At 63.5% G+C, this 26,519-nt stretch carries 22 protein-coding genes; 9 read left to right on the forward strand and 13 right to left on the reverse strand.

The window, feature by feature from the left end:
* Positions 1–130: 130 nt before the first annotated feature.
* Entirely contained in the window at positions 131–955 is an 825-nt protein-coding gene (locus tag PPN31114_RS19945; protein WP_150681269.1) for a DeoR/GlpR family DNA-binding transcription regulator, read from the reverse strand.
* Positions 956–1,147: 192 nt separating this feature from the next.
* Positions 1,148–1,678, reverse strand: coding sequence for a hypothetical protein (locus PPN31114_RS19950; RefSeq protein WP_150681270.1), 531 nt, complete (start codon positions 1,676–1,678; stop codon positions 1,148–1,150).
* Positions 1,679–2,065: 387 nt separating this feature from the next.
* On the opposite strand from PPN31114_RS19950, the gene PPN31114_RS19955 reads away from it, so the two are divergent.
* On the forward strand, positions 2,066–3,217 hold the full coding sequence (locus PPN31114_RS19955) for a glycerate kinase (RefSeq protein WP_150681271.1): 1,152 nt from the start codon (positions 2,066–2,068) through the stop codon (positions 3,215–3,217).
* 33 nt (positions 3,218–3,250) lie between these two features.
* Here PPN31114_RS19955 and PPN31114_RS19960 read toward each other — a convergent pair whose 3' ends face one another.
* The 6 genes from PPN31114_RS19960 to prpB all read right to left on the reverse strand — a co-directional run bounded on the left by PPN31114_RS19960 (position 3,251) and on the right by prpB (position 11,309).
* Positions 3,251–3,637, reverse strand: coding sequence for a VOC family protein (locus tag PPN31114_RS19960; protein ID WP_150681272.1), 387 nt, complete (start codon positions 3,635–3,637; stop codon positions 3,251–3,253).
* Between the two features lie 37 nt (positions 3,638–3,674).
* Entirely contained in the window at positions 3,675–5,123 is a 1,449-nt protein-coding gene (locus tag PPN31114_RS19965; RefSeq protein ID WP_150681273.1) for a bifunctional 2-methylcitrate dehydratase/aconitate hydratase, read from the reverse strand.
* Positions 5,124–5,268: 145 nt separating this feature from the next.
* Positions 5,269–6,462 (reverse strand): 2-methylaconitate cis-trans isomerase PrpF, encoded by a 1,194-nt coding sequence (gene prpF, locus PPN31114_RS19970; RefSeq protein ID WP_150681274.1) that lies wholly within the window; start codon positions 6,460–6,462, stop codon positions 5,269–5,271.
* Positions 6,463–6,490: 28 nt separating this feature from the next.
* A complete protein-coding gene (acnD, locus tag PPN31114_RS19975; RefSeq protein ID WP_174988363.1) occupies positions 6,491–9,103 on the reverse strand; it encodes a Fe/S-dependent 2-methylisocitrate dehydratase AcnD in 2,613 nt (870 codons plus the stop codon).
* A gap of 138 nt (positions 9,104–9,241) precedes the next feature.
* Complete coding sequence (prpC, locus tag PPN31114_RS19980; RefSeq protein ID WP_150681276.1) at positions 9,242–10,393, reverse strand: bifunctional 2-methylcitrate synthase/citrate synthase; 1,152 nt, start codon at positions 10,391–10,393, stop codon at positions 9,242–9,244.
* 25 nt (positions 10,394–10,418) lie between these two features.
* Positions 10,419–11,309, reverse strand: a complete 891-nt coding sequence (gene prpB / locus PPN31114_RS19985; RefSeq protein ID WP_150681277.1) for a methylisocitrate lyase — start codon at positions 11,307–11,309, stop codon at positions 10,419–10,421.
* Positions 11,310–11,646: 337 nt separating this feature from the next.
* Between prpB and prpR the strand changes: the two genes are divergently transcribed.
* The gene (gene prpR, locus PPN31114_RS19990) at positions 11,647–13,731 is read left to right on the forward strand and encodes a propionate catabolism operon regulatory protein PrpR (protein WP_246182661.1); all 2,085 of its coding nucleotides are present in this window, start codon (positions 11,647–11,649) and stop codon (positions 13,729–13,731) included.
* A gap of 1 nt (position 13,732) precedes the next feature.
* Here prpR and PPN31114_RS26215 read toward each other — a convergent pair whose 3' ends face one another.
* Both PPN31114_RS26215 and PPN31114_RS19995 read right to left on the reverse strand, forming a co-directional pair.
* Positions 13,733–13,897, reverse strand: a complete 165-nt coding sequence (locus PPN31114_RS26215) for a hypothetical protein (protein WP_174988272.1) — start codon at positions 13,895–13,897, stop codon at positions 13,733–13,735.
* A 181-nt stretch (positions 13,898–14,078) separates the two neighbouring features.
* Entirely contained in the window at positions 14,079–14,882 is an 804-nt protein-coding gene (locus PPN31114_RS19995) for a MetQ/NlpA family ABC transporter substrate-binding protein (protein ID WP_150681278.1), read from the reverse strand.
* 643 nt (positions 14,883–15,525) lie between these two features.
* Here PPN31114_RS19995 and PPN31114_RS20000 point away from each other — a divergent pair.
* A complete protein-coding gene (locus PPN31114_RS20000; RefSeq protein ID WP_150681279.1) occupies positions 15,526–15,939 on the forward strand; it encodes a hypothetical protein in 414 nt (137 codons plus the stop codon).
* The gene (locus PPN31114_RS20005) at positions 15,936–16,154 is read left to right on the forward strand and encodes a hypothetical protein (RefSeq protein ID WP_150681280.1); all 219 of its coding nucleotides are present in this window, start codon (positions 15,936–15,938) and stop codon (positions 16,152–16,154) included. The genes PPN31114_RS20000 and PPN31114_RS20005 overlap by 4 nt, the downstream gene beginning before the upstream one ends.
* Before the next feature lie 475 nt (positions 16,155–16,629).
* Here the strand turns inward: PPN31114_RS20005 and PPN31114_RS20010 are convergent, their stop codons facing one another.
* Positions 16,630–17,577, reverse strand: a complete 948-nt coding sequence (locus PPN31114_RS20010; RefSeq protein WP_150681281.1) for a GlxA family transcriptional regulator — start codon at positions 17,575–17,577, stop codon at positions 16,630–16,632.
* Between the two features lie 230 nt (positions 17,578–17,807).
* On the opposite strand from PPN31114_RS20010, the gene PPN31114_RS20015 reads away from it, so the two are divergent.
* Entirely contained in the window at positions 17,808–18,653 is an 846-nt protein-coding gene (locus tag PPN31114_RS20015) for an SDR family NAD(P)-dependent oxidoreductase (protein ID WP_150681282.1), read from the forward strand.
* A gap of 23 nt (positions 18,654–18,676) precedes the next feature.
* Here PPN31114_RS20015 and PPN31114_RS20020 read toward each other — a convergent pair whose 3' ends face one another.
* The gene (locus tag PPN31114_RS20020; RefSeq protein ID WP_150681283.1) at positions 18,677–19,633 is read right to left on the reverse strand and encodes a LysR family transcriptional regulator; all 957 of its coding nucleotides are present in this window, start codon (positions 19,631–19,633) and stop codon (positions 18,677–18,679) included.
* Positions 19,634–19,911: 278 nt separating this feature from the next.
* Here PPN31114_RS20020 and PPN31114_RS20025 point away from each other — a divergent pair, with 278 nt between their 5' ends.
* Genes PPN31114_RS20025 through PPN31114_RS20040 form a run of 4 tightly spaced genes read left to right on the forward strand, consistent with a single transcriptional unit; the run spans position 19,912 to position 24,681 of the window.
* Positions 19,912–21,222, forward strand: a complete 1,311-nt coding sequence (locus tag PPN31114_RS20025) for an MFS transporter (RefSeq protein ID WP_150681284.1) — start codon at positions 19,912–19,914, stop codon at positions 21,220–21,222.
* Entirely contained in the window at positions 21,219–21,998 is a 780-nt protein-coding gene (locus PPN31114_RS20030; RefSeq protein WP_150681285.1) for an SDR family NAD(P)-dependent oxidoreductase, read from the forward strand. Before PPN31114_RS20025 ends, PPN31114_RS20030 begins: the two co-directional genes overlap by 4 nt.
* A 40-nt stretch (positions 21,999–22,038) precedes the next feature.
* The gene (gene ilvD, locus PPN31114_RS20035) at positions 22,039–23,778 is read left to right on the forward strand and encodes a dihydroxy-acid dehydratase (RefSeq protein ID WP_150681286.1); all 1,740 of its coding nucleotides are present in this window, start codon (positions 22,039–22,041) and stop codon (positions 23,776–23,778) included.
* Between the two features lie 3 nt (positions 23,779–23,781).
* Positions 23,782–24,681, forward strand: coding sequence for an NAD(P)-dependent oxidoreductase (locus PPN31114_RS20040; RefSeq protein ID WP_150681287.1), 900 nt, complete (start codon positions 23,782–23,784; stop codon positions 24,679–24,681).
* Positions 24,682–24,799: 118 nt separating this feature from the next.
* Here PPN31114_RS20040 and PPN31114_RS20045 read toward each other — a convergent pair whose 3' ends face one another.
* Positions 24,800–26,404: an ABC transporter substrate-binding protein gene (locus tag PPN31114_RS20045; RefSeq protein ID WP_150681731.1), complete on the reverse strand. Its 1,605-nt coding sequence runs from the start codon at positions 26,402–26,404 to the stop codon at positions 24,800–24,802.
* Between the last annotated feature and the right edge of the window lie 115 nt (positions 26,405–26,519).

Raw genomic sequence — 26,519 nt, forward strand, 5'->3', positions numbered from 1 at the left:
AAAATGTTCGTTTTCGAACATCAATTTTCGAATTTTAACATATGACGGTGTTGGTTGTTCGAAATCGCGCATTGCAACGGGAAATTGTTGGATTTCGCGCATCGTGTCCGCCACGCGCTGCCCATGACGCTCAATCGGCGATATGGATTTGCGTACCGGCATCGGCGATGACCTGCGCCATCGCTGGCGGCACGGCGCGATCGGTGAACAGCGCATCGATTTGCGACAGATGGCCGAGCCGCACCAGCGCGGGCCGCCCGAACTTGCTGTGGTCTGCCGCGAGAAACACGGTGCGTGAATGCGCAATGATGGCCTCGGCCACGCGCACTTCCCGGTAGTCGAAGTCGCGCAGGGTGCCGTCGGCATCGATGGCAGAGATGCCGATGATGCCGAAGTCGACTTTGAATTGGCGAATGAAGTCGAGCGTCGCTTCGCCAGTCACGCCCTGATCGCGTGCGCGCACCACGCCACCGGCAATGATGACTTCGGCGTCGGGATAGCCGCTCATCATGGCTGCTACGTGCAGGTTGTTCGTAATCACACGCAGGCCGCGATGGCGCGATAACGCGCGCGCCACGGCTTCGGTGGTCGTCCCCAGATTGATGAAAAGCGACGCGTGGTCGGGAATCTGCTCGGCAAGTCGCGCGGCGATGCGGTGTTTTTCGTCGGCGAGTTGGGTCTGGCGTGCGTCGTAGGCGTCGTTTTCGGCACCGCCCGGCAGGCCCACACCGCCGTGGTAGCGGCGCACCCATTTCAGTTCGGCGAGGAAGTTAATGTCGCGCCGAATGGTCTGCGGCGTGACGTCGAAGCGCACGGCCAACTCGTCGACGGTCAGAAAGCCGTCACGGCGCACAGCATCGAAGAGCGCCTGCTGACGCGGGTTCAGCGACGCTTGTCCAGCGTCCTGCGCCACGGCAGCAACATCGGGAACATCGACGGATTCGGTAGGAGACATCGGCACGCACGAAGAAAAATCGCTCGTGCGCCCGGGGCGGACGCACATTCGCCGCCATCATACCGCGCCGTACTGTGACACCACAGTGACAGACGCATGACATCTAGGCACTGCGGTGGAACTGACTAGTTGGTCAGGGGCGTGGGCAAATGCGCCGTCAGCGGTACGGTCAAATGCGCGGTCACGAGCGGATCAGAGGCACTGCCGCACGGCGTCGGCGAGCGACTGCGAGGCGGTCGAGCCGAGATAGAGCGAGCCTTCGCTGCCCGGTTTGTGCGGTGCAAGATCGAGGATGGCGAGCACGCCGTCGTCCTTCGACGAGAGTTGCAGCGTCTGGCCCGTGCCCGCCTTCGCCCGGTCGAGGCGCGCGTACGGCAGTTGCTTCTTCCAGAGCTTGGCGGTGCAGGCACTCACGCGTGTGAGCGTCTTTTTCGACGAACCTTGCCAGACGGCACCGTTGTTTCTGGCGTCGGCGACGGTGTCGCGATAGGCGGGCAACGTCTCGACTTTTACATTTTCCGGTGCAACGTCGGCGACGCTGCCGATGGGCGGATCGTTCGGTGACGACACCGGCGCCGTCTGCGCGCAGGCGGCGAGCAGTGCTGACGCGAGCAGCAGGGTGCATGCCGTCAAGGGTGACGAGACGCCCCGTTCTGCCACGCGCGCTTCGCGACAAGGCGCGACGGACGTCACGCCGGATTTGGTTTCAGTGCCCCACTTCATGCCCCGCTCCACGCTGGCCGTGCCGTCGCACACGTAGCGTCGGCAATGCGCAACTGGCATGGCCGCAGGCGGGCGTGGCGACAGCTTCGTATCTGGTCTCGGCGCCGAGGGCCCACGCTCACGGGAAGCTTCGCATCCGTGCCGGGCCGTGGCTCGCGCCGTTTATGTTTGCTGGTCTTTCTCTGGACTACCCGGAACGTGTGCGTGCACGTCCGGATTCTTTGGCGATGTGACGCATCGTACGGCGCACCGCCAGTTGGCGCTCATCTTACTCGTGTTATTCATAGCATGGCAATTCGCGCAATGCGCGGTGACCCGAATCGCGTATATTGCTGGTTTCTGTCACAAAGTGACTCCGTCCAACCTATTCCCACCATTTCGATTGCCATGTCCAGCAATGCGCAAGCCCCGATCATCGTCATCGCCCCCGATTCGTTCAAAGGTTCGCTGAGCGCGCCCGAAGTTGCGCACGCGATTGCCGCCGGTATTGCCCGTGTGCTACCGCAGGCCGAGATCCGGTTGCGCCCGATGGCCGATGGCGGCGAAGGCACGCTCGAAGCGCTGCTCTCTGCGGGCGGGCGTCGGGTGCCGCTGTCGGTGCGGGGTGCCGGTCAGGCATCGGTCACGGCCGAGTACGGCGTGATGCCCGACGGCACGGGCGTGCTCGAAAGTGCGAACGTGGTGAGCATTACCGACCCGGTCGGCATGCAAACGCCGGTGGCGGAGCGCACGACGGTTGGTTTGGGTGAAGTGTTGCGGGCGCTGCTCGACACGGGCGCACGCCGTGTGCTGATCGGTCTGGGCGGCAGCAGCACGAACGACGGCGGCGCCGGTTTGCTGGTGGGGCTGGGTGCGCGCTTGCTCGATGAGGCCGGTGAAGTGGTACCGCCCGTACCCGCCGCACTGCATCGTGTCGCGTCCATCGATCTGAACGGGCTCGATGGCCGCCTGAAGGACTGCGAACTGATCGCAATGTCCGATGTGAACAACCCGCTCAATGGCTCGCAGGGTGCGACGGCCATTTTCGGACCGCAAAAAGGCGTGAGCGAATCGCAAGTCGAACCGCTCGATCGCGCGATTGCCCATTTCGCCGGTCATGCGCACCGCGCGTTCAATGCCAACGAGGCAGCAAGCCGTGCAGGCGCGGGTGCCGCAGGCGGTCTGGGCTTCGCGCTGCATCTGCTGGGTGCGCAATTCCGCTCGGGGGCTGAAGTGGTCGCTGAGCGCGTCGGACTGCCGCAAGCGGTGGAAGGTGCCGACTGGCTGATTACCGGCGAAGGCCGCAGCGATGGCCAAACGCTTTCGGGCAAGACGCCGATGATTGCCGCGCAAGTCGCGATCAAGGCAGGGGCGACGGCATCGTTGCTGTCGGGTGCGATCGATCGCAGCGCCTTGGAAAGTCTCTCGCGCGTGTTCTCCGGCTGCTTCTCGCTAACGTTCGGTCCGACCACGCTGGAGAAGGCCATTGCCGATGCGGCGGGTCTGCTCACGGACAGCGCCGAACAGATGGCCCGCCTGCGCTATACGCATAAAGGCTGAGTCCGGCGCTATCGATTTGGCTCGCGCCGGGGATCAGTCCGGCGCGTAGCAAACCGCCTCGATGTTGTGACCATCCGGGTCGAGCACAAAGGCGGCGTAATAGTTCGGGCCATAGCGCTCACGCAAGCCGGGCCCGCCGTTGTCGGTGCCACCGGCAGCGACCGCCGCACGGTGGAACGCCTCGACGAAGCGCCGCTCGGGCACACGAAACGCCACGTGCAAGATGGGGCGATTCGGCGTGCCACGACTGATCCAAAAATCGGGATGACCGTTTTCGCCGAAGCCAGCGATGTCAGTGTTCCCCGTCACCTCCGCCGACTTCTCGGCAATCAGCGAATAGCCAATGGCCGCTAGTGCCTCGCGATAGAACGCTCGGCTCTTCGCGAAATCCGAAACCATCACTTCCATGTGATCGATCATCCGTTAGCTCCAAGTGCGGCAAGGGCGGCGCGTCGCTTCACACCATCAAATCCACAAACTGATGCACGGGCATCGCTTCGAGTCGCTGTTGATCGAGTGCGACGTCGAGAATGGATGCCTGTGCGCGCGCAGCGAATCGGCGCGCGAGATTGGTTTTGAATTTCTCCACCAGCAACGGAATGCCTTCGTCGCGGCGCCGCTTGTGGCCAATGGGATATTCGACGAGCACTTCGTCGAGCACCGTGCCGTCGTTCAGCGTCACCGTGAGCCCATTGGCAATCGAGCGCTTGTCCGGATCGTGATAATCGCGCGTGAATTGTGGATCTTCTTCGCACACGATCTTCGCGCGCAAGGCGTCGATACGCGGGTCGGCGGCCACCGCATCTTCATAATCGTTTGCCGTCAGACGCCCGAAGAGCAGCGGCACCGCCACCATGTATTGAATGCAGTGATCGCGATCGGCGGGGTTCGCCAGCGGCCCCTGCTTGTCGATGATGCGAATCGCCGCCGCGTGCGTGCGAATCTTCACCGACTTGATGTCTTGCGCGCCGCCCCCTGCGCTCTGCAATTGATGGTGCAACGTGATCGCGGCTTCCGCCGCCGTCTGCGCGTGAAACTCCGCCGGGAACGAGATTTTGAACAGCACGTTCTCCATCACGTACGAACCATAGGGCCGTTGAAACGCGAACGGCTTGCCTTTGAACAAGACGTCGTAAAAGCCCCACGTCTTCGCCGTCAGCACCGACGGATACCCCATCTCGCCCGTGCGCGCCATCAATGCGAGCCGCACCGCGCGGCTGGTGGCATCGCCCGCCGCCCACGATTTGCGGCTGCCCGTGTTCGGCGCATGCCGATACGTGCGCAGACTCTGCCCATCGACAAACGCCAGCGACACCGCATTGATCAACTCGTCCCGCGTGAGCCCGAGCATCTCGCCGACGACCGCCGTCGACGCGACCTTCACCAGCACCACGTGATCAAGCCCGACTTGATTAAATGAATTCTCGAGGGCAAGGCAGCCCTGAATCTCATGCGCTTTGATCATCGCCGCCAACACATGACGCATGGTCAGCGGGTTGCCGCCTTGCGCCACGGCCGAGCGCGAGAGCCAATCGGCGGTCATGAGAATGCCGCCGAGATTGTCCGACGGATGGCCCCATTCGGCCGCGAGCCATGTGTCGTTGAAGTCGAGCCAACGAATCATCGCGCCCAGACTGAACGCCGCCTGCACGGGGTCGAGTTGATAAGGCGTGCCGGGCACCTTCGCGCCGTTCGGCACCACGGTGCCGGGCACGATCGGGCCGAGCAGCTTGGTACATGCGGGGTACAACAGCGCTTCGAAGCCGCAACCGAGCGTGTCGATCAGGCAGTTGCGCGCAGTGTCGAAGGCAAGATCGCTGCGGATCTCGTAGGTGAGGACGTAATCGACAATGTCGGTGAGTACCTTGTCGGGCGCGGGACGCACATTCGAAATGCCAGCGGACATCGCTTGCCTCCTGTGACGTTTGACGAAAACCGCCCGGCATTGAAACGTCCGCGACGCTTTTCTGTGAGCCCCAATGATAAGCGGCTGGCAAGCGCAATGCTTGCCAGCCGCTTCGGCCCTGCCCGCGACAAAAACGCTGTGAGCGTTAGAACGCGTCGCCCGGAATCCGGACCCAGCCTTCCATCAGCACACGTGCGCTGCGGCTCATGATCGCCTTGGTCACCGTCCATTCGCCGTCGACCTGCCCGGCTTCGGCCCCCACACGCAGCGTGCCGGAGGGATGCCCGAACCGCACCGCGTTGCGCTCTCCGCCACCCGCGGCAAGATTCACCAGCGTGCCCGGAATCGACGCGGCCGCGCCGATACACACGGCCGCCGTGCCCATCATCGCGTGGTGCAGCTTGCCCATCGACAACGCACGCACGAGCAGATCGACATCGGCGGCCTTCACCGCTTTGCCGCTCGACGCCGTGTAGTCGGCTGGCTTTGCCACGAACGCCACCTTCGGCGTGTGCTGGCGCTTGGCGGCTTCCGACACGTCTTTGATCAGCCCCATGCGAATCGCCCCATGTGCCCGAATCGTCTCGAACATGGCCAGCGCCTTCGGGTCGCTGTTGATGGCGTCTTGCAACTCGGTGCCCCGGTAACCGATGTCCTCGGCATTGAGGAAGATCGTCGGAATGCCCGCGTTGATCATCGTCGCCTTGAACGTGCCGACACCCGGCACTTCGAGGTCGTCGATGAGATTGCCGGTCGGGAACATCGCGCCGCCGCCGTCACCCTCTTCTTCCGCGGCCGGGTCGAGAAATTCGAGTTGTACTTCGGCGGCTGGGAACGTCACGCCGTCGAGTTCGAAGTCGCCCGTCTCCTGCACCGCACCGGCCGTCATCGGCACGTGCGCCACGATCGTCTTGCCGATGTTCGCCTGCCAGATGCGCACGACTGCTACGCCATCGTGCGGCACGCGCGCCGCATCGATCAGCCCGGCGCTGATCGCGAACGGGCCGACGGCGGCCGACAAATTGCCGCAGTTGCCGCTCCAGTCGACAAACTGCTGATCGATCGACACCTGCCCGAACAGATAGTCCACATCGTGACCGGGCCGCTCGCTCTTCGCGATAATCACCGTCTTGCTGGTGCTCGACGTGGCGCCGCCCATGCCGTCGATCTGCTTGCCATAGGGATCGGGGCTGCCGATCACACGCATGAGCAATGCGTCGCGCGCGGCACCCGGCACCTGTGCGGCGGCGGGCAGGTCTTGCAGGCGAAAGAACACGCCCTTGCTGGTACCGCCACGCATATACGTGGCGGGAATGCGAATTTGCGGCTGATGCGCCATTACGCTTCTCCTCGGTGCTTCGCTTGATTCAGGCCGAAGCGCCTGCTTGCGACGATTCCAGAAAGTCTTGCGCGAAACGTTGCAGCACGCCGCCCGCCTCGTAGATCGAGACTTCTTCCGCAGTGTCCAGACGGCACGTCACCGGCACTTCGATACGCTCGTCGCGACCATTCTTGTGACGATGAATCACCAACGTCAGGTCGGCGCGCGGCGTGCGCTCGCCAATCACGTCGAATGTTTCGGTGCCGTCGATGCTCAGCGTTTTGCGATCGGTGCCCGGCTTGAACTCCAGCGGCAACACGCCCATGCCGACCAGATTCGTGCGGTGAATGCGCTCGAAGCCTTCGGCCACGATCGCCTCGGTGCCCGCCAGACGCACGCCCTTGGCCGCCCAGTCGCGCGACGAGCCCTGACCGTAGTCGGCCCCGGCAATCACGATCAGCGGCTGTTTGCGCGCCATGTACGTCTCGATGGCTTCCCACATACGCGTGATCTTGCCTTCGGGTTCGATGCGCGCCAGTGAGCCCGCCTTCACCTGCCCGTCGACCACGACCATTTCGTTCTTCAACGTCGGGTTGGCAAACGTCGCACGCTGCGCGGTCAAGTGATCGCCACGGTGCGTTGCGTACGAGTTGAAGTCTTCTTCCGGCAAGCCCATCTTCGCCAGATACTCGCCCGCCGCGCTATCGGCCATGATGGCGTTCGACGGCGAGAGGTGGTCGGTGGTGATGTTGTCGCCCAGCACGGCCAGCGCGCGCATGCCCTGGAGCGAGCGCTCGCCCGCGAGCGCGCCTTCCCAATACGGCGGACGGCGGATGTACGTGCTCATCTCGCGCCAGTCGTACAGCGGATCGGCGCGCTCGCCGGTGTCCACCGACGCGGCAAACATCGGCTCGTACACACGGCGGAATTGCTCCGGCTTCACGCTCTGCGCGATGATCGCGTCGATTTCTTCGTCGCTCGGCCACAAGTCGGCCAGCTTCACCGACTTGCCGTTCGCGTCGACACCGAGCACGTCCTTCTCGATATCGAAGCGAATCGTGCCTGCAATGGCGTAAGCCACCACCAGCGGCGGCGAAGCCAGGAACGCCTGCTTCGCATACGGGTGAATGCGGCCGTCGAAGTTGCGGTTGCCCGAGAGCACTGCCGTGGCATACAGATCGCGATCGATGATCTCTTGCTGAATCACCGGATCGAGCGCGCCCGACATACCGTTGCACGACGTGCATGCGTAAGCCACCACGCCGAAGCCGAGTTGCTCCAACTCGGGCAGCAGGCCTGCCGCTTCCAGATACAGCGTGACCGCCTTCGAACCGGGCGCGAGCGAACTCTTGACCCACGGCTTGCGCGCGAGGCCCACGCGGTTGGCGTTCCGTGCGAACAAGCCCGCCGCAATCATGTTGCGCGGGTTGTTGGTGTTCGTGCAGCTGGTGATGGCGGCAATGATGACGGCGCCGTCGGGCATCAAGCCCGGCTCGTTCTCCACCTTGCCGCTGATGCCGCGCTCGGCCAGTTCGCTCGTCGGCACGCGCTTATGCGGGTTCGACGGGCCAGCGATGTTGCGCACTACGCTCGACAAATCGAACGTGAGCACGCGCTCGTATTGCGCGCCCGCCAGCGTGTCGGCCCACAGGCCGGTTTGCTTGGCATATGTCTCGACCAGATCGACGAGCGCGTCGTCGCGGCCGGTGAGCTTCAGATACTTGATGGTTTGCGCATCGATGTAGAACATCGCCGCCGTCGCACCAAACTCGGGGGCCATGTTCGAGATCGTGGCGCGGTCGCCCAGCGTCAGGTTGGCGGCACCTTCGCCGTAGAACTCCAGATACGCCGACACCACCTTCGACTTGCGCAGGAATTCGGTCAGTGCCAGCACGATGTCGGTGGCGGTAATGCCCGGCTGCGGCTTGCCCGTCAGTTCGACGCCGACGATATCCGGCAGGCGCATCCACGACGCGCGGCCCAGCATCACGCTCTCGGCTTCGAGACCGCCCACGCCGATGGCGATCACGCCCAGCGCATCGACCATCGGGGTATGCGAGTCGGTGCCGACGAGCGTGTCGGGATACGCGATGCCATTCGTCACCTGCACCACGGGGCTCATGCGTTCCAGATTGATCTGGTGCAGGATGCCGTTGCCCGGCGGAATCACGTCGACGTTCTTGAACGCTTTCTTCGTCCAGTTGATGAAGTCGAAACGGTCTTCGTTGCGACGGTCTTCGATGGCGCGATTCTTCGCGAAGGCATCCGGATCGAAACCGCCGCATTCCACGGCCAGCGAGTGATCGACCACGAGTTGCGTCGGCACGACCGGGTTGACCAGCGCGGGGTCGCCGCCTTGCGCCGCAATGGCGTCGCGCAGGCCGGCGAGATCGACGAGCGCCGTCTGCCCGAGAATGTCGTGACACACCACGCGCGCCGGGAACCACGGGAAATCGAGATCGCGGCGGCGTTCGATCAATTGTTTGAGCGAATCGGTGAGTGCCGCCGGGTCGCAGCGGCGCACCAGATTCTCGGCGAGCACGCGCGAGGTGTAAGGCAGCGTGTCGTACGCCCCCGGGGCGATAGCCTCGACGGCAGCGCGGGCGTCGAAGTAGTCGAGCGACGTCCCAGGCAGGGATTTACGGTATTCGGTGTTCATCATGTGAGGACGTTATCGGCCCGGCGTATGACCGTATGACCATGCAGGCAATGAAAGCAGCCAATGTCGCGGGGCAGCTGCGGCGATCCTGCCACGGCCGCCCCGCGTTGCGCTTGCGATGCTCAATCGTAATCGCGCTTAGCGCTTCTCGATCGGCACGAACTTCTGATCTTCCGGACCCGTGTAGTTGGCGCTCGGACGGATGATCTTGTTATCGATGCGCTGCTCGATGATGTGCGCGCTCCAGCCCGACGTGCGGGCAATCACGAAGAGCGGCGTGAACATCGCGGTCGGCACGCCCATCATGTGATAGCTCACGGCGCTGAACCAGTCGAGATTCGGGAACATCTTCTTGACGTCCCACATCACCGTCTCGAGACGCTCGGCAATGTCGTACATCTTCGTGTTCTGCTGGTCTTTCGACAGCTCGTGCGCCACTTCCTTGATGACCTTGTTACGCGGGTCGCTCACGGTGTAGACCGGGTGGCCGAAACCGATGATCACTTCCTTGTTTTCGACGCGGGCACGAATGTCGGCTTCGGCTTCATCCGGCGAGTCGTAGCGCTTTTGAATCTCGAACGCCACTTCGTTCGCGCCGCCATGCTTCGGGCCGCGCAGCGCGCCGATGGCACCGGTGATGGCCGAGTGCATGTCCGAGCCCGTACCGGCGATCACGCGCGCGGTGAACGTCGACGCGTTGAACTCGTGCTCCGCGTACAGAATCAGCGACGTGTGCATGGCACGCACCCACAGATCCGACGGCTTCTCGCCGTGCAGCAGATGCAGGAAGTGGCCGCCGATGCTGTCGTCGTCCGTCTCCACATCGATGCGCACGCCGTTGTGGCTGAAGTGATACCAGTACAGCAGCATCGAGCCGAAGCTGGCCATCAGGCGGTCGGCGATATCGCGCGCGCCCGGAATGTTGTGATCGTCTTTCTCCGGCAGCACGGTGCCGAGCACCGACACGCCGGTGCGCATCACGTCCATCGGGTGAGCGGCAGCAGGCACGGTTTCCAGCGCATCTTTCACCGCAGCGGGCAGCCCGCGCAGCGACTTCAGCTTGGCCTTGTAGCCCTTGAGTTCTGCCACCGTCGGCAGCTTGCCGTAGACCAGCAGATACGCGATTTCTTCGAATTCCGAGGTCTGGGCCAGATCCAGAATGTCGTAGCCGCGGTAGTGCAGGTCGTTACCCGAACGGCCCACCGTACACAGGGCAGTGTTGCCAGCGGTCACGCCCGACAGGGCGACGGACTTCTTGGGCTTGAAACCGGTTGCAGTCGTCTCGCTCATGCTTTCCTCCAGATCAGGGATTCAGTTATTTCTGTTGTGCGAACAGGGCGTCGAGCTTCTGTTCGTAAGCGTGGTAGCCGATGCTCTCATAGAGCTCGGCGCGCGTTTGCATCGTGTCGAGCACGGCCTTTTGCGTGCCGTCGCGACGAATCGTGTGATAGACGTTCTCCGCCGCTTTGTTCATCGCACGGAAGGCCGAAAGCGGATACAGCACGAGGCCGACCTGTGCGCTCTTGAGTTCTTCCACGGTGAAGAGCGGCGTCGAGCCGAACTCGGTGATGTTGGCGAGCACCGGCACCTTCACGGCATCGGAAAACTGGCGGTACATCGGCAGTTCGGTCATGGCTTCGGGGAAGATCATGTCGGCACCGGCTTCGACGCAGGCGCAAGCGCGGTCGATAGCGGCTTGCAGACCTTCGACGGCGAGCGCATCGGTGCGCGCCATGATGACGAAGTTTTCATCGGTGCGGGCGTCGACGGCTGCCTTGATGCGGTCGACCATTTCCTGCTGGGTCACGATGGCTTTGCCCGGACGATGGCCGCAACGCTTGGCACCCACTTGATCTTCGATGTGCATCGCACCGGCGCCGAACTTGATCAGCGACTGTACGGTGCGCGCGATGTTGAACGCCGACGGGCCGAAGCCGGTATCGACGTCGACGAGCAGCGGCAGGTCGCACACGTCGGTGATACGGCGCACATCGGTGAGTACGTCATCGAGGGTGGAGATGCCCAGATCGGGCAAGCCGAGCGAGCCGGCAGCCACGCCGCCACCTGACAGATAAATCGCTTTGAAGCCTGCGGCTTTCGCCAGCAAAGCGTGATTGGCGTTGATCGCGCCGACAACCTGCAACGGTTGCTCGGTCTTGACGGCCTCGCGGAAGGCGGCGCCGGCCGAACGAATGGTATGCGTCACTTGAATCCCTCGGTCGTGTCGCGCCTGATCGCTTTGGACACCGGTATCGGTGATCCGCAAGGCAGGCGCAGGTTGGTGTGCGGGTGTAGAGATAGCAATGGCCGTGCCAGGCTGGCGCGGTGCGTCGTTCGCGTTGGCTCAACAAACACCGTGAACCGGCTAACGCGTTCATTTATCAGCGGAAATTTGGCGCGCTTGTGACGTTTACGTCAAGTGCCACGAGTTACCGTTTCACTTGGGAATGCCTTGGATGTCGCACAACGTTTCATTTTGAAACGCAAAACGAAACACATGACACGTCGTGCTACGATACCGCCACGCCACATCGAGTCCGATCATGCCCGCCTCATCGTCCAATACCACCCTACCTATCGCCCTGTCCCGCTCGGGTATTGCGCTACCCGCCACGGCGGTTCGCAAGCCGGTGATCTGGGCCGTCGGCATCAGCAAGCTCGGGGAGTTGTACCGCGACATCGTGCCCGACTACGCAGCGCAGGCCGATCTCGAAATCATCGACAAGGGTTACGAGGCGGTGATCGACGCGCTTGAGCGGTTACCTGCCGGGAGTGTCGACGGCATCGTCGCCGCTGGCTCGAACGGCGCCTTTCTGCGCGAGCGTGTGGCGTTGCCCGTGGTACTCGTCAAGGTCACCGGTTTCGACGTGATGCATGCACTGGCGCGCGCACGCCGCGCGCTGCCGTCGACGTCTCCCGCCTCGCGCATCGCGCTGGTGTCGTATGCGCGGCCCGCGCCAGAATTCGAGCGCTTCAAGAGCGCATTCGGTCTCGACATTGCGCAGCACGCCTACTTCGACGCGCACGATGCCGACGATCTGGTCCATCGCCTGCGCGACGAAGGCACGGAAGTCATCGTCGGCCCGGGACTTGTCACCGAATTGGCCGAACGCGCCGGTATGACCGGCGTGTTTCTCTACTCGCAGGACTCGGTACGCGCTGCGTTCGATACGGCGCTGGAAGTCGCGCGCTTCGGCCGCATTGAAGCGCAGCGCCGTGAGCGTCTCGATACCGTGTTGCGTCATCTGCGCGAAGGCGTGGCGGCAGTCGATCTGAATGGCCGCGTCGAAGCCATGAATGCCTCGATGGCAGGAATGCTCGGCGTGACGGTGGCCGACGTCGTGGGCCGCCCGCTCGATTCGATCGCACCGGGGCTCGACATCTCCCGAACACTGGAAAGCGCGAGCGCCGAATTGGAAGCCATCGTCACCATGGCGGGCAAGACTTGGGTGGTCAACCGCATCCCGTTGCTCGATCAGGGCACGCTCACGGGCGCGTTGCTCACGTGTCAGGACTCGCAGGCGTTCGCACGGGTCGACCGTTCGCTGCGCTCGCGGCATCGCCCTCGCCATCTGGTCGCACGCTACCGCCTAGACGATCTGATTGGCGACTCGGCCGCGATGACGCAAGTGCGCGCGCTCGCACGACGCTATGCGCAAACCGACTCGACGGTGCTCGTGCACGGCGAGAGCGGCACCGGCAAGGAGCTTCTGGCTCAAGGCATTCATAACGCCAGCCGTCGGCGCGACTATCCGTTCGTCGCCATCAACTGCGCGGCGTTTCCCGAAACCCTGCTTGAGAGCGAGTTGTTCGGCTATGAAGATGGCGCGTTTTCTGGAGCGCGACGCGGCGGCAAAGCCGGTTTGTTCGAAACAGCCCATAACGGCACGATCTTTCTCGATGAAATTGGCGAAATGCCGATGCCGTTGCAGACACGTTTGCTGCGCGTATTGCAAGAACGGGAAGTGTTGCGTTTGGGCGCAAACGAACCGATTCCTTGCGACGTTCGGGTGATTGCCGCCACGCACCGGGATTTGCGTCAGCAAGTGGCCGCCGGGGTGTTTCGAGAAGATTTGTACTACCGCCTCAACATCCTGCGCATGGTGTTGCCGCCGCTGCGCGAGCGCATGGAAGATTTGCCGCGTCTTACGCCGCTGTTTCTGGAGCGGGCGCTTGCGAGAGCGGGGGCGCGCATGAGCGTGGATGCGCTGCAAGCCTCGTTACTGCCGCTGCTCGCGATGTATCGCTGGCCGGGCAATGTGCGTGAATTGGAGAATCTGCTGGAGCGCATCGCGGTGGTATGCGCCGACGTCGTGAATGCGCGTGAAATCAGCCGGGCGAGACTGATCGAAATCGCTCCCGAATTGGGTGGCGCACCGGGCGTGGTCGCGCCAGATGTTGCAAAAACGAACGATGGCCGGGAAACGGGGATTGGGGAGACTCAGAGGGAGGAAAGCGCCGGGGCACCGCTAAACGGCCGCGCTCGCCGGGCTGCCGCCGAACTCGCACGCATTCGCACGACGCTCGCCGCCTGCGGCGGTGACCGCATGGCGGCGTGCGAAGCCCTTGGCATCAGCCGCTCGACGCTATGGCGCAAACTGCGCGACGCGGGCGACATCGACAATTGACTTAGTGCTGGTGACGGATCCGCTCCCACATGTCGTGCCAATCGAGGCGCTTATGCTCAGGCCCGGCCTCGTCGTGATGCGTCACCCAGAAATGATCCACGAGCATGCCGATCGCGAAGCCCACCAGCAGCGCTACCAGCATCATCGAGACATTGATCATGGACATGGCAACCTCCTGTCGATCGGAATGTCGATTCCATTCTAGTCAAGGCTAAGCACCCCCGCGATCTCATTTATTCGACGTCCGCCCATAAAAAAAACGGGCTCAGTTCAGCACTGAGCCCGCTTTTCATTCCTAGCCACGGGGGCGTATTTCACGCTTCACGCCCCCGCTACCCCATCAAGATTTACCAAGTCGCGATCAGCGCGCCCTTGAATTGGGTCTTGATGAATTCCTTCACTTCGTCCGAGTGGTAGGCGTCGATCAGTTGCTTGACCCACGGCTTGTTCAGGTCTTGCGTGCGCACGGCGATCAGGTTGGCGTACGGGCCCTTCAGGTCTTCGATCGCAATCGCGTCACGTTGCGGCACCAGACCGGCTTGCGCGGCGAAGTTCGTGTTGATCGACGCAGCGTCCAGATCCGGCAGGGCGCGCGGCAGTTGGGCAGCTTCGAGTTCGACGATCTTCAACTTCTTCGGGTTTTCGGCGATGTCCAGCGGCGTGGCGTTCTTGCCTTCCAGACCGGCGCGCAGCTTGATCAGACCTTCCTTCTGGAGCAGCAGCAACGCGCGGTTACCGTTCGACGGGTCGTTCTGAATCCCGACCTTCGCGCCGTTCGGCAGGTCCTTCAACGACTTGAACTTCTTCGAGTAGAAGCCCAGCGGCGAGACGTACGTGAGACCGGCGCTCGCAATCTTGTAACCGCGGTCCTTGATCTGGCTGTCCAGGAACGGCTTGTGTTGGAAGCCGTTCGCGTCGAGGTCACCGGCGTCGAGTGCGGCGTTCGGCTGAGCGTAGTCGCTGAATTCGATGATCTTGATTTCGAGGCCGCGTTGATGGGCCACCTTCTTCACGACTTCGAAGATCTGCGCATCCGAACCGGCCATCGTGCCGACTTTGAGCGGCTTGTCAGCGGTTTGCGCCGAAGCGCCGAGCGAGGCCAGCGCAAACGTTGCGCCGATGAATGCGTTGATCAGTTGACGGGACAGCATGTTCGATTTCTCCTTCAATGCTTGTTTGACTTATTGGAACCTGTTGGGTCGCAAGGGTCGTCTGCGCGGTATGACGGCTGCGAGATGCCGTCCATTGCCAGCACGCGGTTCGCGGCCAGCCCGCAGCGACCCAGACCCCGGATGCTGCCATAGATAGGGGTTAACGCGAAATACATTATCGGCATTTCGATATCCCCCAGACAGTTTCGATAGTCCACGCAAATGGCATTAGCCCAGCGCTCGCCCATAAAAAAACGCCCCTTCGGATCACCGAAGGGGCGCTTCGCCGGGAGAACAGCCTGATCACGGGCCGGGGGGGTGGCACGGCTGACGGCAGCGCCGCCAGCCGGTCGCGTCAGGAACCGACGAACAACCTGCGAGACTCGTTCACGCTATCGATTTGCACCATCCGATGCGGGGCCAGATCCCGCACGCGCTGTGCCGAGCGCGTGCGGGCCAGCCACCGCCACTGGCTCAAGGACACGGCTCTTCGCCGTTCTGGCCATTCATCGAACATCCACCGCCTGCGCCGACATTGCCCGGGCCGCCGAACGCGGAAAGCCCGCCGCCGCCCGCTGCACCGCCCAAGCCGCGCCCGCCAGGACCGGAAACCCCGCCGCCGCCACTTGAGCTAGCCGCACCAATGCCGCCACTGGAGCTGCCGCCGCTCGAACTGCCACCGCTAGAGCCGCCCAGACCGGAGCTGCTGCCACCGGAACTGCTACCGCCCAAACCGGAGCTGCTGCCGCCCGAGCTACTGCCACCCAAGCCGGAACTGCTGCCTGAACCGCTGCTGCCCGAGCTACTGCCCGAGCCGCTGCTGCCCGAACTGCTGCCGGATCCACTACTGCCCGAGCTGCTGCCCGAACCGCTGCTACCGGAACTGCTGCCTGAGCTACTGCTGCCGGAGCTACTTCCCGAACTGCTGCTTCCCGAGCTACTGCCCGAACTGCTACTGCCGGAACTGCTCCCAGAACTGCTGCTGCCCGAGCTACTTCCGGAGCTACTGCTACCGGAACTGCTCCCAGAGCTACTACTGCCGGAGCTACTGCCATGACTGCCGCATCCGCAACCGGCACCGATGCCAATGCCGACGCCCGTGCCTGCGCCATTGCCAGTCCCCGAGCCGCCGAATCCGCCGAGACCGGCAAAGCCACCGCTCCCGATGCCGCCGACGCCGCCGCCGAAACCGATGCCGCCGCCTCCGCCGCGCCCACCGCCACCGCCACCGGCAGCCTGGGTTGCATTGATCGCTACGCCGCAGAGCATTAATGCCGCTGCCGCACCTATGAATGTCGCCTTGAACCGGTTCATGGTCCCCTCCCCGCGCACGCGCACGACTCACTTCGGAACACACCGGACCCCGCCAAAAGGTCCGGCATTACGGCGTGAGCGCATCGTCGAAAAACGCGGGCAATAGTGGGCCGCCCCGGGCACGTATGCACAGGAACCCCTTGCCAACTGTCTGCGGAAATCCGGGTTGGCGCTTCGCCATACACGATTTGTGTACGCGAATTCCGTGCCAGCGAACTCAACCCATTGATTTATAAGGAACTAATAATTCGATTTGCGAGACATCGGGGGTCGGGGTGTCGAAAATGTATCGTTCATGAAACGCTTACAACGGACACCCCATCCGATTTGGCGGGTTTTGCGGCCATGTTTTCGCATGAGATCCGCATGAATACTGCATTAGCGCCGCATGACGGCCAGATGGCGCCGCTTCGCAGCAAGCGATACGTCGCGCTCAAGCCCGCACGCGCTCGCGGGCCTCGCGTAACAGCGCCTGCGGCGGCTTGCCCAGCGTGCGCACGAAGGCACGGCGCATACGCTCCTCGTCACCGAAGCCGGTAATGTCCGCCACCCGCGCGATCGAGGCTTCGCCGTGTTCCAGCAACGCCTGCGCCGCTTCGAGCCTGAGCTTCTCGATGGCCTTCGCCGGGGTGAGCCCGGTCTGCAACGTGAATTCACGACTGAAATGGCGCGCACTCCAATGCACATGCGCCGCGAGTTGCTCCACCGATAACGGTTCTCTCAAATGCTCTCGGGCATAAGCGAGCGCGGTACGCACCCGATCGGAATTCGGCTCCAGTGTCGACAGCGTGGAGAACTGCGACTGCCCGCCCGTGCGCCGGTAGTGCACCACCAATTGACGCGACGCCTCGCGTGCAACGTCGCCGCCATAATCGGCTTCGACCAAGGCCAGTGCCAGATCGACACCTGCCGTCATGCCCGCCGACGTCCACACCTCGCCATCGTTGATGAAAATACGGTCTTCTTCGACGATCACGTCAGGGTAGGTTTGCTGCAACGCGTGGGCTTGCCCCCAATGCGTGGTGGCGCGGCGACCGTCGAGCAGCCCCGTTTCGGCCAGCACGAACGCCCCGGAGCAAATGCTCGCCATGCGGCGCATGCGCGGCGCGACACGCCGCAACGCCGTCACCAATGCTGGCTCGGTCGGCATCACCACGGTCGCGCCCGCAACCAACAGCGTGTCGAAGCGCCGCCGCCCGATGGCCTCCGTCGCCACAGAAATCCCTGCCGAATCGCGTACCAGTCCGCCCGCCACCGACACGATGCTCACGTCGTAGAGCGGTTCGTCACGCCCGAAGCTCGCAATTTCGAAGACCGACATCGCGGCGAGCGAAATCATCTGGAAACCCGGATACACCACCAACCCGATACGTAACGCCATGGCTGAAAAGGTGCCGGACACACGCCGGCGACGGAGATTGCGATGCTTTCGATTCTAGTCGGCACCGCGAATGGGCGTCGGACAAGAATGTCCTGAAAAGTGGTTCTCCTGTCATTTGAGACAACGGCGATCGCGTCCACACTGAAGCCATTGATCCGGACCCGCAACTCACCGAATCAACGCATTCACCGTATTGCTCACTTATTGCTCACGTAAACAGGAAATTCGCCATGTCTTCCACTTCGACTCACGCTCACGTGCAAACGACCTCACACACCCCGGGCACCGCGCTGATTACCGGCGCGTCGTCGGGTATCGGGGCGATCTACGCCGACCGGCTCGCGCGTCGCGGTCACGATCTGATTCTCGTCGCCCGCAGCACCGACCGCTTGCAGGCCGTCGCGCAACGCATTCAGGCCGAGACCGGCCGCCGCGTCGACATCGTCACCGCCGACCTCGGCACTCGCGAAGGACAGGCACAAGTCGAAGCCCGCCTGCGTGAAGACGCCCGCATCGACACGCTCGTCAACAACGCCGGGTTCGGCGCCGTGGCGCCGCTGCTCCAAGCCGACGTCGAACAGATGAATGCCATGATCGACCTCAACGTCACCGCCCTCACCCGCCTGACCTATGCGGCGGTGCCGGGCTTTGTCGCTCGCGGGCACGGCACGATCATCAACATTTCGTCGATCGTGGCCATTGCGCCGGAATTGCTCAACGGCGTCTACGGCGCGAGCAAGGCGTTCGTGCTCACGCTATCGCAGTCGCTGCACCACGAACTCGCCGATAAGGGCGTGCGCGTGCAGGCCGTGCTGCCGGGGGCAACGGTCACCGAGTTCTGGGATGTGGCGGGCAAGCCGCACGGGGAGTTGCCGCAGGAATGGCTGATGTCGTCGCAAGACATGGTCGATGCGGCGCTCGCCGGGCTGGACCAAGGCGAAATCGTCACCATTCCGCCACTGCAAGACGGTGAGCAATGGAACGCGCACGAAGCGTCGCGCCAAAAGCTGTCACAACAGTTGGGGAACGGCACACCGGGGGCGCGTTACGGCGTGAAGTCCGCTAAGGCGGCCTAATCGTCTAAGGCGGCTCGGGCGACCTAAGCCGCCTCGATCAACTCCGCCGACGACTCGCGCAGGCAGGCGGCAAAGAGTTGCGCGGCGGGCGTCGTGGTGTCTTCGCGCCAGTAAAGAATGGCCTCACCTAAGGGCGCCAACGGCGGCAGCAGCAATACCCGCATGCTGCCCCGTTGCACATAACGCCGGGCGAGCGAGAGCGGCAGAATCGACACGAAATCGCCGCCGCGTAGCAACGACAGATTCAACGCCAGCGAACTCGACTCGATGGCCGGATGCTGCAACGTCACGCCGTGTTCGCCCAGAATCTCCACCATCGTCGCGAACGCCGGTGAACCGCGCATCGGCGTAATCCAGCGCACGTCGTGCAGATCCTCCCAACTCACCGGCGTATCGGGGCCGCCCAACGCGTGACGCGCGCCGACGACGAACACAAACGGCTCGTGATGCAGTGCCTCATGGCGCATCACCGGCAAATGCCCCGTCACGCGATTACGCCCCAGCGCCAGATCGAGATTGCCCTCGTCCATCATCTTGAGCAAGCGGTCGAGGGTGGCTTCGACAAAGGAAAACGATGCCGTGGGCGCGCGGCGCGTGAACAACTCCACCGCGTGAGCGATGAGCGGCTGCGGAATCGTCACTACCGCGCCGAAACGCACGTGCCCGGCGGTGCCTGCCGTCAGCGCACTCACATCGCGCCGTGCGAGTTCGATCTGCCGCAAGATTTCCGTGCCCCGCTCCACGAGCACGCGCCCGATCCCCGTAAGCTCCACGGCATTCCCGACCCGCTGCACGACCGGCGCGCCCAGCGCCTCTTCCACTTCCGCAATCTGCTTGGAGATGGCCGGTTGCGTGACATGAAACGCCGCCGCCACCCGTGTGACCTGCCGCAACTCACCCAGCGCCACAAGAATGCGCAAATGGCCCAGCTTCAGGCCGCTGCGAAAAAAGCGCTCGATGGTGTTGTCGGTCGTTGCCATGCCACAGGCCTCATAAGATGGGTGAGCGCCGACATCATAACCAAACGGTAATGCCGCAGGGTGAAAGTGTGATTTGCGGCAACGCCGCCCCTGACATTACCCTTTGACCGAGCAACGTTGCCGTAGCAAGCGTTCGGTGGGATCAAAGCAAGAAAAACAAATCTTGGGTGCTGCCCAGCACACCAATGCCGCCTTACCCCGCATAACCGAACACCCTCACGCCGCGCTGCCGAATAACTCGACGTGCCCTACGGCACGCATCCACGGAGACAACATCCATGAGCACGTCCCTGACCGGCGGCGCGAGCGCAGCCGTCGACCCGCTGCAACGCGACGCGTTGTACCGCAAGCTGACGTTACACATCATCCCGTTCCTCTTTCTCTCGTTCATCGTGGCCTATATCGACCGCGTGAACGTGAGCTTCGCGAAGCTGCAAATGCTCGCCGACTTGTCGCTCTCGGAGACGGTCTACGGCGCAGGCGCGGGGGTCTTCTTCCTCGGATATTTCATTTTTGAAGTGCCGAGCAACCTGATCATGCATCGGGTCGGCGCGCGCATGTGGATCGCCCGCATCATGGTCACGTGGTCGATCATCTCGTGCCTGACGATGTTCACGCAGGGGCCGGTGTCGTTCTATGTGCTGCGCTTTTTGCTCGGCGTGGCCGAAGCGGGGTTCTTCCCGGGCATCGTGCTCTACCTGTCGAAGTGGTTCCCGTCGAGCAAGCGCTCGCAGATCATCGCGCTGTTCATGGTTGCCATTCCGGTGTCGGGGGCCATTGGCGGCCCGCTGTCGGGCTGGATCATGCAGCAGTTCGGCGGCATGCACGGTCTGGCCGGCTGGCAGTGGCTGTTTCTGATCGAAGGCCTCGCCTCGCTCGTAGTCGGCATCGCGGCCTTCTTCGTACTGCAAGACCGCATCGAAACCGTGAAGTGGCTGTCTGCCGACGAGAAGCGTCTGCTCGCGGCCGACCTGGCCGCCGATGACCGCACGCGCGCGCATCACAGCGTGCGGCAAGTGTTCGGCAGCGGCAAGGTGTGGATGCTCGGCTTGCTGTACTTCTGCATCGCCATGGGCAACTACGGGCTGGTGTTCTGGCTGCCGACGATGATTCGCGCCGCCGGGGTGGCTAACGTGGGCAATATCGGCCTGCTCTCGGCCGTGCCGTCGCTCATCAGCGCGGTCGCCATGATTCTGATCGCCCGCCATGCCGACCGCCGCAACGAGCGTCGCATTCACGTGGCCGTGTGCTGCTTGCTGGGCGCGGCAGGCATGCTCGCCTCGGTGCTGCTGGCACAACACCTGTGGTGGTCGATGGCCGCGCTGGTGGTCGCCGCTATCGGCATCAACTCGATTGCGCCGGTGTTCTGGGGCATTCCCACGGCGATGATGGGCGGCGCAGGCGCTGCGGCGGCCATCGCGCTCATCAATTCGACCGGCAACCTTGCGGGCTTCGCGAGCCCGTATGTCATCGGCTTTCTCAAAGACAGTACCGGCCAGTTGCTGCCGGGCATGATCGTGCTGGCGTGTGCATTGGTGGCAGGCGCCATCCTTGTGCTGACGCTCAAGCCGCAACGGAGTCACGCATGAGTTTTCCGGTTTGTCTCGTCACCGGTGCCGCCACCGGCATCGGTGCCGCTACCGCCCTGCGCTTTGCGCGCGATGGCTGGGGCGTGGCGATCAACAACTTCGACGACGGCACACGCGCCGATGCCGAGCGCGTGGCTGCCCAATGCCGTGAGGCGGGCGCGCAAACGCTCGTCATCGACGCCGATGTCGGCGACGACGGCGCGTGCCGCGGCATGGTGGAGCAGGTGGCCGCGCAGTGGGGCCGACTCGATGCGCTGGTCAACAGCGCAGGGACGACGCGCGTCATTCCGCATAGCGATCTAGAGGCCATCGACGCCGACGAGTTCGAGCGGATCTATCGCGTGAATCTCATCGGCATGTTTCAGATGACCCGCGCGGCAACGCCGCTGCTGCGTGAGAGTTCGCGTCCGGGCCAATCGGCATCCGTCATCAACATTTCGTCGCTCGCGTCGCTCAACGGCACCGGGTCTTCGATTGCTTACGCGGCGTCGAAAGGCGCGGTCAATTCGCTAACGTTGTCGCTCGCACGCAACCTCGCACCGCTGGTGCGGGTGAACGCGATTGCCCCGGGCATGGTCGACGATGGCCTGCTGCGCCGCGTGCTTGGCGACGAGGCCTACGGGCGCGTGGTCGAGAGCATGCGCGAGAACGCGCCGCTCAAACGTGTGTCGCAACCGGCCGAAATTGCCGAACTGGCGTGGTTCCTCGCGGCACACGCGCCTGCGATGACCGGGCAGGTACTGGCGATCGAGAACGGGCTACTGCTCAACACATAACGCCACACGAGCGCCGCCCCCACAGAACTACAGGATTCCCATGACTGATCTGCACAAACACCGCTCGCGCACGGTCACCGAAGGTATTACGCGCACCCCGCACCGTGCCTTCCTGCGCGCCACCGGCCTCGACGACGAAGCCATCGCCAAACCGTTCGTCGCCATCGTCGACACTTTCGGCGAGAACACCCCCTGCTCGATGTCGCTCGGCCAGATTTCCGACAACGTGCGTCTAGGCGTCGCCGCAGGCGGCGGCGTGCCCATTCGCGGCTCCGCGATCTCGGTCTCGGACGGCACGTCGATGAACCATTCCGGCATGCGCTTCTCGCTGGTCTCGCGCGAGACCATTGCCGACAGCGTGGAATTGTTCGTGCGTGCGCATTGCTACGACGCGCTCGTCGGTGTGGCGGGTTGCGACAAGACACTGCCCGGCATTCTGATGGGCATGGTGCGCGTGAACGTGCCCGGCGTGTTCCTGTTCGGCGGCGCGATGCTGCCGGGCGTGGCACCCGACGGGTCGCAGGCCACGATTCTCACCGCCATCGAAGCGGTCGGCGCAGCCCAACGCGGCGATATGTCGCTCGACACTTTGCAGGGCATCGAGAAGCGCTGCACGCCCACGGCGGGTTCGTGTCCGGGGCAGTTCACGGCGAACACCATGGCGATGGTGGCCGAAGTGCTGGGGCTCGCCCCGCTCGGCTCGGCCATGGTGCCTGCCGTCTACAGCGAACGCATTGCCATTGCACGCCGCGCGGGCGAAAACGTGATGCGCGCTCTGCGCAACGGCGGTCCGCTGCCGCGCGATCTGGTCACGCGCAAGAGCCTCGAGAATGCCTGTGCCGCGGTCGCGGCGACGGGTGGCTCGACCAACGCAATGCTGCATATTCCGGCGATTGCGCATGAAGCCGGTATTGAATTCACGCTCGACGATGTTTCCGAAGTGCTGGCCCGCACGCCGCTCATCGGCGATATGCAACCCGGTGGCCGTTATCTGGCCGTGGATTTGCATCACGTCGGCGGCGTGCCTGCGGTGCTTAATGCGCTGCTCGCGGGCGGCCACATTCATGGCGATACGCTCACGCAAAGCGGCGAGACGTTGGCAGACGCCTTGCGCGCGTTCCCCGGCCCGGATGGCCGCGTGGTCAAACCGCATACCGAACCGCTCTCGCCGAACGCCGGGCTGGTCGTGCTGCGCGGCAATCTCGCCCCCGATGGCGCTGCACTGAAGACCGCCGGGCTCAAACAGTTGGTGTTCTCGGGCACCGCGCGCGTCTTCGAAACGGAAGAAGACTGCATGGCCGTCGTGGCGGCGGGCACGTACCGCGAAGGCGACGTGCTGGTGATTCGCAACGAAGGGCCGAAGGGTGGCCCCGGCATGCGCGAGATGTTGAGCGTGACGGCGGCCATTTACGGTCAAGGCATGGGCGAGAAGGTGGCGCTGCTCACCGACGGACGCTTCTCGGGCGCGACGCGCGGCATGTGTATCGGCTATGTCGGCCCGGAAGCGGCGGCGGGTGGACCGATCCGTTTGCTGCGCGATGGCGACCGCATCCACATCGACGCGATCAAGGGTAAGCTCGACGTCGAACTCTCCGACGACGAGTTGGCCGCACGGGCGGCCACCACCAAGCCGTTCGTGCGCGGCCGCCTAGGCGGTGTGCTCGAAAAGTACGAAGCCCTCGTGCGTCCGGCAAAGCTCGGTGCGGTGACGCACTCGGGCGCGGTGGACTGGCCTTACGAAGCGTCGATCGGGGAGACGCCAACCCACGCCAAGGAATAACGCATGGAATCGAAATCTCCCCTCCGAGTCGGGTTTTGCGGCATCGGCCGCATGGGCGAACCGATGGTGCAGCGGCTGCTCGCCGCCGGGCACGACGTCGCGATCTGGAATCGCTCCGCATCGAAGCTAGCGGCCCTCACCACGGCAGGCGCGCACGCCAGCGACACGCCGCAGGCGCTCGGCGAGCGCGTTGACATTGCGCTGCTGTGTCTCGGCGACGGGTATGCCGTGGAAGACGTGGTGTTTGGCGAGCATGGCCTCGTGCATGCCGCAAACCCGCCGCGCTATCTCGTCGATCACTCGACGCTGTCGCCCGCGCTCACACGCTCGCTGGCAGCGCGCTGGACGGAAGCCACGGGGAACGTCTGGATCGATGCCCCCGTCTCCGGTGGCACAGGTGGCGCCGAAGCGGGCACGTTGGCGATCATGGCGGGCGGTGAAGCCGCTGCCATCGACGCCGTGACACCGGTGCTGCGTGCGTTCTCAGCGCGCGTCACGCGCATGGGTGATGTGGGCGCGGGGCAAACCACCAAGCTCGCCAATCAGGCCATCGTTGCGACGACACTGGCGGGGCTGGCCGAAGCATTTGTCCTCGCCAAGCGCAGCGGCATCGATACCGGCGCGGTGCCTTCGGCATTGTTCGGCGGCTGGGCCGACTCGGTTCTGATGCAAACGCTGTGGCCGCGCATGGTCACGCCGCCCGAACATGCGACAGGCACAGTGCGGGTGATGCTCAAAGATTTGAATGCGATTGCCGAGTTGGCCGAGACGAGTGCGACGGTGCAGCGGGTACTGCCCGAAGTTCGCCGCCTGCTGCAAGACGCTGCGGATCGCGGCATGGCCGACGCCGATCTGTCGCAAATCTTCCGGATCGGTGAAGAAGAGAGTCAGGCCGCCAAGTAATGTGCGCGTTGATGTGATCGCTGCCTGAAATGACTTGCGCCGCGCCGATTCGAGGGAATTCGAATCGGCGCGGCGCAAGCGTCAATCAGCGCAGACGGCGCTGACAGCTTTCTTCGACTTACTTCGCCTCGACTGTGGCGAAGTACTGGCGGCCGAACGGGCTGACTTGATAGCCCGTGACGCCCGCGCGCGTGATGACGGCGGCGTTCGGATGCGCCAGCGGAATCCACAGCGCATCGTCCTTGATCACCTTCTGTGCGGCCTGATACTTGGTCGTACGCGCGGCAATGTCGGGCGTGCGCTTGCCGTCGGCGATCAACTTATCGAGATTGCTGTCGCAGAAGCGCGCGAAGTTCGTGCCCGACGTCACTGCGGCACAGCTAAATTGCGGCGTCAGGAAGTTGTCCGGGTCGCCGTTGTCGCCCGACCAGCCCATGAACAGCAAGTCGTGTTCGCCCGCCTTGCCACGGCGAATCAGCTCGCCCCACTCCACCGTACGAATCTGCGCACGCACACCGATCTTCGCCAGATCGGCCTGCAACATCTCAGCGCCGACCTTCGGGTTCGGATTGAGCAAACTGCCAGCCGGACGCGTCCAAATCGTCGTGTCGAAGCCGTTCGGGAAACCCGCTTCGGCCAACAACTGCTTCGCCTTCTCGATGTTGTGCGGATAGTCCGCGACGTTCTTGGCGTAGCTCCACGTATTCGGCGGATAGACATTCACCGCCGGTGTCGCCGTGCCTTCGAAAACTTGCTTGACGTAGCTCGGCTTGTCGAACGCCATGTTCAGCGCCTGACGCACGCGCTTGTCGTCGAGCGGCTTGTGCTGCGTATTGATCGCGACGAATGCCGTCATGAACGCCGGGGTTTCGACGACCTTCAACGCCTTGTCGCTGCGCGCGGCTTGCACGTCGAGCGGCTTGGGTGACAGGGCAATCTGGCACTCGCCGACCTTGACCTTCTGCGCGCGCACGGCGGCGTCCGGCACGATGGTGTAGATCAACTGATCCGACGCAGGCTTGCCCGCAAAGTACGCCTTGTTCGCATCGAAGCGCACGACGCTGTCTTTCTGATAGCTGCGGAACACGAACGGTCCCGTGCCGATCGGACGGGCGTTCAGGTCATCGGTCTTGTTGCTCGCGATCAGCTTGTCGGCGTACTCGGCCGAATAGATCGAGGCGAAGCCCATCGACAACATCGACAGGAACGTGGCGTCCGGCTCCGAGAGCGTGAAGCGCACTGTGTTGGCATCGACCTTCTGCACCGACTTGATCAGCTTCGGCAGCGACAACGATTGCGCGTGCGGGAAGCCCGACGGCGTGAGCTTATGCCACGGCGCGTCCGGGTTGAGCATGCGATCGAACGTGAAGACGACGTCGTCGGCGTTGAACGCGCGCGTCGGCTTGAAATCGGCGTTGCTATGGAAGCTGACGTTAGGACGCAGCGTGAAGGTGTAGGAAAGGCCGTCGGGGCTCACCTCCCACTTGGTCGCGAGGCTCGGCACGACTTTGGCCTGCGCCGCATCGAATTCGACGAGACGGTTGAACACCGTGTCGGCAGACGCGTTGGTCGTCGTGAGCGAGTTGTAACGCACGACGTCGAAGCCTTCAGGGCTGGCTTCGGTACAGACGGTGAGGGCTTTGGCGTGCGCCGCAAGCGGAATCAGCGGCAGGGATAGAACCGTTAGGACAGCAGCGAGAGTCGGACGAAAGCGACGGCGCATGAGCTTCTTCTCCAGGAAGTCGATGACGGGATGGCACAGCAACGGGGCAGAATAGCGCAAATCGCCGGTATCTGCCGACGCTGGCATCGCCAGCCTCGCCCTCCCCCGAACACCT

The organism is Pandoraea pneumonica (assembly GCF_902459645.1).
In the GTDB taxonomy this organism is placed as follows: Bacteria; Pseudomonadota; Gammaproteobacteria; order Burkholderiales; family Burkholderiaceae; genus Pandoraea; species Pandoraea pneumonica.